Origin of the sequence: Nocardioides acrostichi, assembly GCF_015319165.1 — a bacterium.
GTDB classification, from domain to species: domain Bacteria; phylum Actinomycetota; class Actinomycetes; order Propionibacteriales; family Nocardioidaceae; genus Nocardioides; species Nocardioides acrostichi.
The window spans coordinates 787,767-800,297 of the sequence record NZ_JADIVZ010000001.1 but is presented as its reverse complement, the minus strand read 5'-3'; the positions used below and the strand labels follow the sequence as shown (position 1 = coordinate 800,297).

9 protein-coding genes are annotated in these 12,531 nt (G+C 71.8%); 1 reads left to right on the top strand and 8 read right to left on the bottom strand.

All coding sequences use genetic code 11. From position 1 onward, the window contains the following. Window positions 1-89: 89 nt before the first annotated feature. From ISG29_RS03745 to ISG29_RS03735, 3 genes are all read right to left on the bottom strand, one after another. Window positions 90-1,544, bottom strand: a complete 1,455-nt coding sequence (locus ISG29_RS03745) for an alpha/beta hydrolase domain-containing protein (protein WP_194501966.1) — start codon at window positions 1,542-1,544, stop codon at window positions 90-92. Next, window positions 1,541-3,349, bottom strand: a complete 1,809-nt coding sequence (locus ISG29_RS03740) for a hypothetical protein (RefSeq protein ID WP_194501965.1) — start codon at window positions 3,347-3,349, stop codon at window positions 1,541-1,543. The genes ISG29_RS03745 and ISG29_RS03740 overlap by 4 nt, the downstream gene beginning before the upstream one ends. A gap of 340 nt (window positions 3,350-3,689) precedes the next feature. Further along, on the bottom strand, window positions 3,690-4,256 hold the full coding sequence (locus ISG29_RS03735; RefSeq protein WP_194501964.1) for a TetR/AcrR family transcriptional regulator: 567 nt from the start codon (window positions 4,254-4,256) through the stop codon (window positions 3,690-3,692). A 186-nt stretch (window positions 4,257-4,442) separates the two neighbouring features. Between ISG29_RS03735 and ISG29_RS03730 the strand changes: the two genes are divergently transcribed. Further along, the gene (locus ISG29_RS03730; RefSeq protein ID WP_194501963.1) at window positions 4,443-5,942 is read left to right on the top strand and encodes a secreted hydrolase; all 1,500 of its coding nucleotides are present in this window, start codon (window positions 4,443-4,445) and stop codon (window positions 5,940-5,942) included. Here the strand turns inward: ISG29_RS03730 and glpK (ISG29_RS03725) are convergent. The 5 genes from glpK (ISG29_RS03725) to ISG29_RS03705 form a co-directional block, all read right to left on the bottom strand. Continuing rightward, the gene (gene glpK, locus ISG29_RS03725; protein WP_194501962.1) at window positions 5,932-7,482 is read right to left on the bottom strand and encodes a glycerol kinase GlpK; all 1,551 of its coding nucleotides are present in this window, start codon (window positions 7,480-7,482) and stop codon (window positions 5,932-5,934) included. The two genes, ISG29_RS03730 and glpK (ISG29_RS03725), sit on opposite strands and share 11 nt — an antisense overlap. Then, complete coding sequence (locus ISG29_RS03720; protein ID WP_194501961.1) at window positions 7,479-8,231, bottom strand: IclR family transcriptional regulator; 753 nt, start codon at window positions 8,229-8,231, stop codon at window positions 7,479-7,481. Before ISG29_RS03720 ends, glpK (ISG29_RS03725) begins: the two co-directional genes overlap by 4 nt. Window positions 8,232-8,305: 74 nt before the next feature. Further along, window positions 8,306-10,015, bottom strand: a complete 1,710-nt coding sequence (locus ISG29_RS03715) for a glycerol-3-phosphate dehydrogenase/oxidase (protein ID WP_194501960.1) — start codon at window positions 10,013-10,015, stop codon at window positions 8,306-8,308. 99 nt (window positions 10,016-10,114) lie between these two features. Then, window positions 10,115-11,635, bottom strand: a complete 1,521-nt coding sequence (glpK, locus tag ISG29_RS03710) for a glycerol kinase GlpK (protein WP_194501959.1) — start codon at window positions 11,633-11,635, stop codon at window positions 10,115-10,117. A gap of 82 nt (window positions 11,636-11,717) precedes the next feature. Then, window positions 11,718-12,437 (bottom strand): MIP/aquaporin family protein, encoded by a 720-nt coding sequence (locus ISG29_RS03705; RefSeq protein WP_194502273.1) that lies wholly within the window; start codon window positions 12,435-12,437, stop codon window positions 11,718-11,720. Window positions 12,438-12,531: the final 94 nt, after the last annotated feature.

Genomic DNA, 12,531 nt, shown 5'->3' with positions numbered 1-12,531 from the left:
TCGCGGCCCGGGAGTGGCATGACGCACGCGGCCGCGCTCACCCGTTCCCGCAGAACGCCCGGACACCGTCGAGCAGCCGCGCGACGTCCTCAGGGGATGTCGGAGTGCCGGGCCCGGGCCACGCTCCGACGCGCGTCGGCGGCACCGAGCACGCCGGCTCGACGAGCCGCCCGCGTGGCGAGCACGAAACGGTGCACGTAGGCGTGGTGGCTCGGGTAGAGCTCGCGCAGGCGGCGTCGGCTGAACGGCACATGACTGCCGTCGAAGGAGGCACAGAAGTCGGAGCCGGAGTTCAGGCTGCTGTTGGTCGCCGTGGGCACCGCGTGCTCGGGCAGCCGGATGCCGCCGAGCACGTTGCCGTCGGCATCGCGCGCCAGTGAGCCGTCGCTCTCGTAGCGGAACGCCGGCTGCGAGGGTGGCGGCGACCCCGTCGCGATCCAGCCGAAGAGGGCGTCGATCGCGGCGTCCTGCACGTGTGCGAACGGGATCCGGCTGAAGGGCGGCAGCGTGCACCGATGCACCCGGGTGATGCCCAGGTCGCGGTGCACGACCCGATCGCCGTAGGCCGAGAGGCGAGCGTCCTCGTGACTGGCACCGGCCACTTCCCAGTAGCGGTAGGCGTCGCTGTCGGGCTCGACGCGCAGGTGGCCCTCGTCGGTCTCGGTGTTGACCTGCATCACCTTCGCGCCCGTGAGCGCCGGGGACGGCACGGGGAAGACCACGCCGGTCGGCGGCACGTCGAGGGTCGCCGAGGAGAGTGCGGCGATCAGGTAGCCGTCCGCGAGGCTCTGCGCAGCGCCCATCGCGTTGGCATAGATGCTCATGGTGCCGGCCGACTGCGAGCACCCGGTGGCGACCAGGTGCCGCGTCCTGAGAGGCCCCAGCGGGGCGGTGCCCGTCGGGCGACGAATCGCCTGCAGTGCCTGGGCGAAGATGTCGTAGCTGCCGGCCTCGGCCACGAACGTTCCCGAGGTCGGGATGCTCAGTGAGCCGTATCGCTGTTCGCTGAAGGCCTTCAAACCGGTCTGCGGCGTGTCGATACCCGCGGTCTGGGCGTCGATGGTGACGTAGGCGTCGCGTCGACGCATCACGTGCTCCCCCGAGCGCGCCCAGAGGCAGTCGAGGTCGAAGCCGTTGGTCACGTTGGTCCACTCGGCCACCACGTTGCCGCTGAACCGTCGTGCCCGGGCCGGACGCCGCACCACCATCCGCGAGGTGTACGGCTGCCCCGCCGCCGTGCCGGAGAAGAAGAACTCCCGCTCGACGTAGCCGTGTCGCCGTAGTGCGCGTGGTGACGCCGCGCCGAAGGGGTAGTCGTGGTCCGGCGAGCCCACGGCGTCGGCCGGGATCGGCCCGGTCACCGCGGGGCTCGGGACCGGCACCACGGGATCGAGGAGCGGGCCGGACCGCGCGGCGCCGTCCGAGGCGGACGCCGCGGGCTCGAGCCCCGTCCCGAGCCCCACCACGAGCAAGGCGCCGAGGGCCGTCGTGAGGGCGGCTAGGAGGAGGCCGAGTGCCCGGCTCCGTCGCGACCCCGCCGTCATCGCAGCTGCACCGGACGCCGCAGCACCTGCCGGCCTTCAACCGACACGACCAGCACGTGTCGACCTCGGCGCCAGTGGGCGCCTGCCCGATGCCGCAGTCGCAGCCGGGCGCCCCGTCGACCCACTCGCCGAAGCTGGGCCGCGCCCACACGCACGCCGTTGCGGCGCAGCTCGATCCGGACGTCGCGCACCGCGGCACCCATCGCGCTCACCGTCGCGACCAGCCGTCGCCCTGCGTCGACGCGGTCGCCGAGGTCGATGCGCAGCGAACGGCCGTCCCCGGCGTCGGCCACGACCAGGCCGCCCGGGCCGCACTGCGTCGGGGTGCTGGGGTCGTCGGTGTACTGCTGGTCGCCGAGGGTCGGATCCCCGCTGCGCAGCGTCTCGGCGTCCAGCGCGTCGATGCGCCGGGCCATGTCGGCGAACCAGGCGATCTGCTCGGCCGCCAGCGCCTCGTCGAGCTTGTCCAGGTCGCCGTTCTCGCTGACGGTGAGCAGGTACTCGGGCCCGGCCAAGGCCCCGATCTGCGGGACGCCGTTGTCCTGGAAGGCCCCTCCCACTCCGAACTGCACGGGCGGACGCAGCAGAGCGGTGCGAGCCAGCTTCGGGCGCGGCGCCAGTGAGTCCCGCGCCAGCTCGAACATGGGCCCCTGGGTCGTCCAGACTCCGAAGAACTCGTTCTCGCCGGTTGCGTGGTAGCCGAGGGCCGCGGAATCCAGCCATTCGGTGCACCCCAGGTGCTCGATGGTCATGGCAGCGGCTGCGGACGCCACGAGGTCGGGGTGGGCGGCCATCCACCCCTCGAGCTCGGGCAGCTCGCCGCTCATGTGGCCGGGCCAGCAGGCGAACACCAGCGTCCGCCGCAGGCGTCGGCCCGGTGGGAGGGATCCGAAGTGCCGGGCCAGGTGCACCAGGGCCACGGCGCCGTTCTCCTCCACGAACCCTTGTCCGTCGGTGTGGGTGTTGAAGATGAGGGTCTCGTCGCCACGCCCGGGGATCACGGCGGTCACCGAGGGCACCGACACGTCCTTCTCGCCGGCAGTCAGGCGCAGCCTCGTCGTGGGCCGGGTCGCAGCGGCGGCGCGCAGCCGAGCGCCCTCGTCTCGGTCGACGTAGAGGGCGGGCAGGGGCTCGTGGCCGCTGTCGAAGGGCAGGTAGTTGCCCTGGAGCGCCTCGAAGGAGCGGTCGACGACGAACACGACGGCAGCGACGCCGAGCTCCTCGAAGGGGGCCAACGGCACCCCGAGTCCCGGCATGCTCCACGAACGGCTGTAGTCGCTGACCGCCACGTCGGCCTCGCTGTGCCCGGGCCAGTGCAGGTAGGTGGTCAACGGCAAGAAGGCACCGGCGGTGAGCGGCACGGGCACTGGCAGGTCGACCAGCAGCACCGAGCCCTGGAGCGAGCCGGGGCCGCCGAGCGTGCCGGAGAGCCCCTGCGCCCAGGTGGTCAGCCGGCCGGGGTAGGCGGCCAGGGCCTCGGGCAGCGAACCCAGGTCGGCCGGGTCCACCGACGGCGAGGGCAGCGTGCCGCCGTACACGAGGGGCGCCTCGATGCCCGCCTGCGGAGTCTGTCGCGATCGCGGGTAGTAGGTCGCCACCCGAGTCGGACCGGCCTGCGGGCCCTCGAGCAGGTGAAGGTCGACGTCGCGGACGCTCCAGCGCCGGTAGGCGTACTGGTCGCAGGGACGCAGCACGGCGCCGGCCCGGACGAACTCGCGCTCGAGCCAGGAGGTGAAGGCCCGGTGCGAGGCGTTGCCCGTCAGGCGCGGTCCGAATTCCACCATCGTCGTGAAGTCACGTCGCACGCGCGCAGGGGACGGGAGCGGCACCGGCCGCACACGCGTTCGCCGGATGGACGCCACAGCATCCGCCCGCGAGCGTGCGCCCGGCACGCCGAGACCGACCAGCGCCGCACCGGCCACGCCTGCTCCCCCGATCAGACCGCGACGAGACGTGCGGGGCAGCCCCGACACGGCGTCCGACCCTGACCGATCCGCTGCCGGATCCGCTGCTGGCATCCACCGTCTCCTCACTGCCGGTCGTGACCATCGTCACGACGTCTCTGGCTAGAACGGCGCTCGGTGGCCCGGGGTTATGGCCACGCACGTGAAACTCACCCCGGAAGCACGAGCCGAGGGTCGTGGCTCATCCGTGCGGCGGGAGTCCCAGCAGCAGCCGCAGGGCCGTGGCCAGCTCGGTGGCCGCCGGATCGACCGGGCGTTCGTCGAGCACCGCGGAGACGACGAGCGCGCGCACGCACGAGACCAGGTAGCGCTCCGGAAGCGCCGATCGGTGCTCGCCGCGCGTCCGCCGCCTGGCCAGGAGAGCCACCATGGGCTCGTCGATCACGGCGAGACGGGTCAGCGCCTCCAGTCGCGGACCGGCCGCTCGCACCAGCGCCCTCTCCTGGGCGGCCCGTTCGAGGACCGAGCGGGCGAAGGCATCGACGGAGTCCTCGAGCGTGCCTCGGCCCAGGACCGCCACCACCTCCGGGAGATGCCGCTGAGCCATGACCACCACGAGCGCGTCGAGGAGGGCCTCGCGGTCGGCGAAGTGCCGGTACACCGTCGTGCGCGACACCCCGGCCGCGCCGGCCACCTGTCCCATGGAGAAGTCGGGTCCGACGTCGCGCAGCACCTCCTGGCTCGCCTCGACGATGGCGGACCGGTGCGCCCGGGCGTCGGATCGAGGTGGACGGCGGACGGGACTCACGGCCTCACTGTCGCATCCCGGCCCCCCACAGCGAGGTAGCAGCGGTCGGCCGCTGGCGGGCGAACTAAGTGTTACAGTCGTCTCACTTATCGGCGCGGCACTCGGGACGCGTCGTCGTGCACGCGGAGCCCGTCTCACGCCGCGGATCGGCGAGCCACCGACCCGCCCTACAGAGGGGATGCAGACGTGGTCAAGGAGCACGCCGTCGGCCGACGGTCCGTGATGAAGGCCGCCGGAGCAGCCGCCGGGCTCGCGCTCGGTGGCCTAAGCGGCGCCGGAGCGGCGTCGGGCCGCCAGGTCTCGAGCCGGCCGGGGTGGCGGCGCTACCCACTACGGCTCTTCGGGGATCCGCGCTTCACCTTCCCGACCGTGGAGGGGCGTCAGGACGACCAGGGCACGGACACCTGGTACCTCGACGCCGCCATCGTGACGACGTCTGGCCGCCGGCTGGCGTTCAGCACGATCTTCTGCAAGAACCGGCTCCCCGGTGAGCTGCGTGCCGACTTCCACGCCCTGGGGTTCTACGACCTCGGCAGCGGCGACTACGGCACCTCCGTCCCGACCGACCTCCCTCCCGCGGGATTGCTCTCACCGCCGAAGCTGCACATGGCGTCGGGCCATCTCGGGCTCTCCTTCGACGGCCCCCAGGGCACCTCGACCTGGCGGACGCGCCGCCGGGCCGGCCACCTCGTCCCCTTCGAGTACCGTCTCGACCTGCGCGGCGAGGACCAGCACGGCCGCGCCATGCGACTGAGCTGCGTGCAGATCCCGCAGAACCCACCCACGGTCGTCGGGCGCGGCCAGGGCTACATCGAGTGCTTCGGGCAGACCGGGACCGGTACCTACTTCCAGACCGGCCAGCGCGTGCGCGGCACCATCACCTGGGGCGGGCGCACCGAGGACTTCGAGGGCCACGTCGGCCACATGGACCGTCAGTTCTTCCCGCAGTACGCCGGCGAGAAGGTGGGGCTGTTCGCCCGGGACCGCTCCCACGAGTGGCGCACCATCAACCTCTCCGACGGCACCGACCTCTCCTTGTGGCGTCAGTTCGACCGGACCGATCGCAACAGCCTGAGCGGCTTCTCGGGAGCGACGCGGTTCATCCCCGGGCCCGGCCGCGGCACGACGCGCTTCTCCCCCGATCTGGAGGTGGAGACCACCTCGTACGTGAAGTGGCCGGAGTCGGTGCAGACGGCCTTCCCGCCTCCCTCGCCGAACCGCTACTGCCCCGACGGCCACGTCCTGCGGGTGCCGGCCTGGGAGCTGGAGCTGACCGCGCACACCCTCGTTCCCGCGCCAGCGCACCCCCTCCCCGTCGAGTACATGTTCGGCCCCGTGCACTACCGCGGTCACCTGCGCGACACACCGATCGAGGGCTTCGGCATCTTCGAGCGCACTCTGGCCCTCTACCGGCCCTTCGAGCTGGCCCAGGTGCTGGCCACCACCGCGGAGCACCTGCCGCGGGCCGCCGTGCACGAGGGCTCGGTGTCGCCGTCCTCTCTCCAGCGGCTCACCCGTCGGCTGGTCCGGAAGGTCGACCAGGATCCCCTGCTGACCAGCCGGGCCTTCCTGCTCGATCGGGTCCGACCTGCCTGCGCGACGCTCCAGGGGCCGACTCGCGCGTTCATGCTCGAGGCGTGCGACGACCTGCTCACCGCGCTGCCCACCCTGCCCGCTACCCCGTGAGTCCTCGCGCCTGCTCATCGCGGCCGGGCGCCGGGTCGTGGTCGAGCCACCCCCGCGCCCGGTCGACGGCGTGCGCCCAGTGCGCCCGTTCACGATCCCTGGTGGCGGAGTCCATCTCCGGCTGCCAGCTCGCGGCTCGACGCCACAGCCGGCGCAGCGCGTCGAGATCGGGCCACACGCCGGCGCTGAGCCCGGCGGCGTAGGCCGCCCCCACCGACACGGTCTCGGAGAAGAGCGGTCGCTCGACGGGCAGGTCGAGCACGTCGGCGACGTTCTGCATGAGCAGGTGGTTGGTGGTCATCCCACCGTCGACGCGCAGGCTGGCCGGTCGCTGCCCCGACACCTGCTCGACCGCCTCGACGACCTCGGCGGTCTGCCAGGCGGTGGCCTCCAAGACGCTACGCGCCAGGTGACCGCTGGTCACGTACGCGGTGAGACCGACGATGACCCCGCGCGCCTGGGCGTCCCAGCGCGGCGCGTAGAGCCCCGAGAAGGCGGGCACCACGTAGCACCCGCCGTTGTCGGAGACCGTGCGCGCCAGGGTCTCGATGCGCGGTGCGGTGTCGACCAGGCCGACGTTGTCGCGCACCCACTGCACGAGGGATCCGGCAACGGCGATGGAGCCCTCGAGCGCGAACACCGGCGGCTCGCCCGGGAGGGCGTAGCCGACGGTCGCCAGGAGTCCGTGGCGCGAGGGCACCGGCGTCTGACCCACGTTCATCAAGAAGAACGCCCCCGTACCGAAGGTGCACTTGCTCTGACCGACGTCGAAGCACGTCTGCCCGAACAGCGCGGCCTGCTGGTCGCCGAGGGCCGCGGTGATCGGCACCCCCGGCAGCACCTCGGCGCACGTGCCGTAGGCGTCGGCTGTCGCCCGGATCTCCGGGAGGGTCTCCTCGGGGATGTCGAAGACGTCGAGCATGTCGCTGTCCCAGCGCAACGAGTCGAGGTTCATCAGGTTCGTGCGACTGGCGTTGGTGACGTCGGTGAGGTGCTCGCCTCCGGTGAGGTTCCAGATCAGCCAGGTCTCCATGGTGCCGAACGCCACCTCGCCACGCAGCGCCCGCCGCTCGAGGTCGGGCACCGTGTCGAGCAGCCATCGCAGCCGGCCGGCAGCGAAGTAGCTGGCCGGCGGGATTCCCGTGGCCGCCAGCACGGCCTCGGTGTGACCGGCCGCCACGATCTGCTCGATGACGCCGCTGGCCCGGGTGTCCTCCCAGGTGATCACCGGCGAGAGCGGGCGTCCGGTGCGCCGCTCCCACACCACGCAGGACTCCCGCTGGTTCGCGATACCCAGCGCCACCACGTCGTCGGGCGTGGCGCCCGCGTCGGAGAGGGCCTGGGGGACGACTCGGCGCACGTTGGACCAGATCTCGCTGGCGTCGTGCTCCGACCAGCCCGGCCGCGGATAGCGATGGGCATGCTCGCGCTGGGCCAGACTCACCAGGCGCCCGGCGGCGTCGAAGAGCAGACAGCGCGTGGAGCCGGTGCCCTGGTCGATCGAGGCCACGAGCCGCCGCGAGTGCGGCCCAACGCTCACGCGAGCCCCACGATCGACCGGCTGACGTAGCCAGCAGCGCGCACCAGGGCCGCAAGCGGCTTCGAGGCGGCCCGGCCCCGCTCCAGCACCTCGTCGCGGCGACCCACGACCGCGAGCGCCGCCAGACACTCCCCCACGCTCCCGCGCACGGGCACCGCGAGGCCGTGCAGGTCGGGGTAGTACTCGCCGGTCTCGACCGCGTGACCCTCGGCGCGCACGCCGGCCAGCTCCTCGTCGAGGACACCGTGGTCGGTGACGGTGAAGCGGGTGAACGTCTCCAGCTGGTCGGCGGTCGGCTCGGCGCCCGTCGTCTCGGCGAGCAGCACCTTGCCCAGGGCGGTCGCGTGCAGCGGCAGCGCCTCTCCGACGCGCAGCCGCTGCGCGGTGTTGTCGGGGCGGTAGACGTGCTGCACGAGTCGGGCGACATCGCGGTCTCGGCGCGCGAGATGCACCTCCAGGCCCGTGTCGAGCGCCAGGCGGTCCATCCACGGCGTGGCCGCCGAGCGCAGATCCGCCGGATCGAGCGACGTGGCCAGCCCGCTGAGCCGCCGAGCCACCCGGTACCCGGCGGAGGGTCGGTCCTGCTCGACCCACCCGACGCCACGCATGGTCGCGAGCAGACCGTGCACCGTGGTCTTCGGCAGACCGACCGCGCTCGCGATCTCGGCGAGGTCCATCGAACGGTGGGCCCCGGCCAGCACGGTCAGTACCGACGCGGCGCGCTCGACAGACTGCACGTTGCCCGACATGCTCCCCTCCTCACCGGCTCGACTCCCACGACACCCACGACACGCACGACCATCCCCCCTCGCGGGCGGTGGCCTCACACCGCCGGCACCCGGCGCCGCACGTCCGGAGCCGCGAGACGCTGGTCGTTGGCCTCCTGGTCGGCCTCGGCCTGCTGCGACTCGCGCTCGGCCGCCACGCGTGCCCGATAGGCCTCCACCTCCGCGGCGACGCGCTCGTCGTCCCAACCGAGGACCGGTGCCATCAACTCGGCCACCTCCTGCGCCGACTCCACGCCCCGGTCACGCGTCTCGATCGAGATCCGGGTGCGGCGTGCGAGCACGTCTTCGAGGTGCAGGGCCCCCTCGTGGGTCACAGCGTGCAGTACCTCCACGCGCAGGTACTCCGGGGCTCCGGCGAGAGGCTCCCACAACCCGGCGTCCTCACCGGCCAGCTCCTCGAGCTCGTCGAGCAGCGAGCCGTAGCGCTCCAACATCCGCTTGACCCGCCACTGCGGGAGGGCGAGCCGCTGCGAGAGGCGCGGCAACTGGGCCACCAACGCGGTGTAGCCCTCGGCGCCCAGCAGCGGGATGTCCTCGGTCATGGACACCCCCACCCCGGCCGGCAGGTCGGACAGCGCCGCGTCGACGGCGTCCTTGGCCATGACCCGGTAGGTCGTGTACTTGCCGCCGGCGATCGAGACGAGGCCGGGCAGCGGCCGGCCCACCGAGTGCTCCCGCGAGAGCCGCGCGGTCGACTCGCTCTCGCCCGCCAGCAGTGGGCGAAGCCCGGCGTAGACGCCCTCGATGTCGTCGTGGGTCAGCGGGCTGACCAGCACCGTGTTGACGTGCTCGAGGATGTAGTCGATGTCGCTGCGGCTCGCCGCCGGGTGCGCCTTGTCGAGCTCCCAGTCGGTGTCGGTGGTGCCGATGATCCAGTGGGTGTCCCACGGGATCACGAACAGCACCGACTTCTCCGTGCGCAAGATGATGCCGCTCTCGGAGCGGATGCGATGCCGAGGCACCACGATGTGCACGCCCTTGGAGGCCCGCACGCGGAAGTTGCCCGGGCCACCGGAGAGCGATTGCACGTCGTCGGTCCACACGCCACTGCAGTTGATCACCACCGAGGCGGAGAGGGCCGTGACGGCACCGGTCTCGGCGTCCTCGAGCCGGGCGCCGGTGACCCGCTCCCCGGCTCGGGTGAGGTCGGTGACGCGCACCGACGTGAGGACGTGGGCGCCGTGGGCCGCGGCCGTGCGCGCCAAGGTCATGGTGTGCCGGGCGTCGTCGGACTGGGCGTCGTAGTAGCGCAGCGCCCCCACGAAGGCGTCCTCCCGCAGTCCCGGCGCCAGCCGCAGGGCCCCGCGGCGCGTGAGCTGCTGGTGTCCGGGAACGGAACGGGCACCGCCCATGCGGTCGTACAGCGTCAGCCCCGCGGTGACGTAGGGCCGCTCCCAGCCGCGATGGGTCAGCGGGTAGAGGAAGCTGACGGGCTTGACCAGGTGCGGCGCGAGCCGGGTCAGCATGAGCTCACGCTCGCGCAGCGCCTCGCGGACCAGCCCGAAGTCGAACTGTTCGAGGTAGCGCAGCCCGCCGTGGAAGAGCTTGGAGCTGCGCGAGGAGGTGCCCGAGGCGAGATCGGACTGCTCGACGAGCGCGACGGAGAGTCCGCGGGTGACCGCGTCGAGGGCGACCCCGGCTCCGGTCACCCCGCCTCCGATGACGAGCACGTCGACGTGGCCGTCGTGAACCGCCTGCCAGCTGTCGGCGCGACGGGCGGGATCCAGGGGATGGGACTTCAGCATGCTCTTCCTCGACGGGCCGCCCAGGAGGAGCCGGCCCGGTCATGATCGGTGGTCGGTGGTGGTCGGGGGGTCGGGGGTCGGCGTCGACGAAACCCCGGCTCAGGCCTCGACGTCGTCGTCGACCCAGTCGAGGGTCTTGGTGACGGCCTTGTTCCAAAGGCGGTAGCGACGCTCCCTCTCCTCGGTGTCCATCTGCGGGGTCCAGCGCTTGTCCTCGCCCCAGTTGGCGGTGATGTCGCCGGTGGAGTCCCAGTAGCCGACGGCCAGGCCTGCGGCGTAGGCGGCGCCCAGCGCGGTGGTCTCGGCGACCTTGGGCCGCACGACGTCGACACCGAGGATGTCGGCCTGGAACTGCATGAGTGTCTCGTTGACGACCATGCCACCGTCGACCTTGAGCTCGGTGAGCGGCACCCCGGAGTCGGCGTTCATGGCGTCGAGCACCTCGCGGGTCTGGAAGGCGGTCGACTCCAGCACCGCGCGGGCGATGTGGCCCTTGTTGACGTAGCGGGTCAGGCCGACCAGCGCGCCACGGGCGTCGGGACGCCAGTGCGGGGCGAAGAGACCCGAGAACGCGGGCACGAAGTAGGCACCGCCGTTGTCCTCCACGCTCTGGGCCAAGGTCTCGATCTCCGGTGCCGACGAGATCATGCCGAGGTTGTCGCGGATCCACTGGACCAGCGACCCCGTGACGGCGATCGACCCCTCCAGGGCGTAGACCACCTGCTCCTCGCCGAGCTTGTAGCACACGGTGGTGAGCAGGCCGTTCTCGCTCGGCACCTGCTCGGTGCCGGTGTTGAGCAGCATGAAGTTGCCGGTGCCGTAGGTGTTCTTGGCCATGCCCTTCTCCAGGCACGCCTGGCCGAACGTCGCGGCCTGCTGGTCGCCGAGGATGCCGGCGACCGGGGTGCCCTTGAGCACGCCCGGGCGGCACTCGCCGTAGACCTCCGAGGAGCTCTTGATCTGCGGCAGCATCGACATCGGGATGCCCATGTCATCGGCGATCGAGGAGTCCCAGGTGAGCGAGGAGAGATCCATCAGCATCGTGCGAGAGGCGTTCGTGACGTCGGTGACGTGCACGCCGTCGTTCTCCGCACCGCCCGTGAGATTCCACAGCACCCAGGTGTCGGTGTTGCCGAAGAGCAGGTCGCCGGCCTCTGCCTTCTCACGGGCGCCGTCGACGTTCTCCAGGATCCACGCGACCTTCGGCCCCGAGAAGTAGGTAGCCAACGGAAGGCCGCACACCGACTTGTACTTCTCCACGCCCTGCTCGCCGCCGAGACGGTCGACGATCTTCTGGGTGCGGGTGTCTTGCCACACGATCGCGTTGTAGACCGGCTGGCCCGTGGTCTTGTCCCACACCACCGCCGTCTCGCGCTGGTTGGTGATGCCGACCGCCTCGATGTTGCCGGAGTTCAGGTTGGCCCTGGCCAGCGCGCCGCCGATCACCTTGCGCGTGTTCTCCCAGATCTCGATCGGGTCGTGCTCGACCCAGCCGGCCCGCGGGAAGATCTGCTCGTGCTCGACCTGGTCGGAGGCGACGATCGATCCCGACCGGTCGAAGATGATGGCGCGGGTGCTCGTGGTCCCCTGGTCGATGGCCAGGATGTAGCTGTCGGTCATAGCTGGTTCCTCACTGCTTGCGGGTGTCGCGATGGTGTCGGGTGGTGGCGTTCAGGGAGCGTACGGCTTCTCGCCCGGGGGCTCAGGCATAGGCGAAGGCGTGTGCCGCCACGCCCGCCAGCGCGCCTCCGATGAGCGGGGCCACGACGGGGATCCAGGCGTAGCTCCAGTTGCTGCCGCCCTTGCCCTTGATGGGCAGCAGGGCGTGCGCGATGCGGGGCCCCAGGTCGCGGGCCGGGTTGATGGCGTATCCGGTCGGACCACCGAGGCTGGCGCCGATCCCGACGACGAGCAGAGCCACGGCCAAGGGGCCCAGCCCGCTGGGGGTGTGGCCGAAGGCGATGACCACGAAGACCAGCACGAAGGTGCCGATGACCTCGGTGATCACGTTCCAGAGCGGGGCGCTGATGCCGGGCCCGGTGGAGAAGCACGCGAGCTGGGCGTCCGGATCGGCCTCCGGGTCGTCGAAGTGCTTGCGGTAGGCGGCCCAGGCGAGCACCGCCCCGAGGAAGGCACCGATCATCTGGGCCACCAGGTAGACCAGCACCTTCAGGGCCGTGTCGCCGCCGAGATCGTCGCCGGAGGCGACCAGGCCGATCGTGACCGCGGGGTTGAGATGGGCGCCGGACTTGTAGGCGACGTACACGCCGGCGAACACGCCCAGGCCCCAGCCGAAGTTGATCATCAAGAACCCGCCGCCGTTGCCGTTCGTCTTGGGCAGCACGGCGTTGGCGACCACGCCCGCGCCCAGGAGCAGCAGCGTGGCGGTGCCCAGCACCTCGGGGAAGAAGATGTCGGTCAGCACTGAACGACTCCTTTTCTCGGCATGCGGGCACGCCGGATCGGTCTGACACACGGCACCGCCGGTGCGGGTGACTCAAGGACGCGGCCCGGCG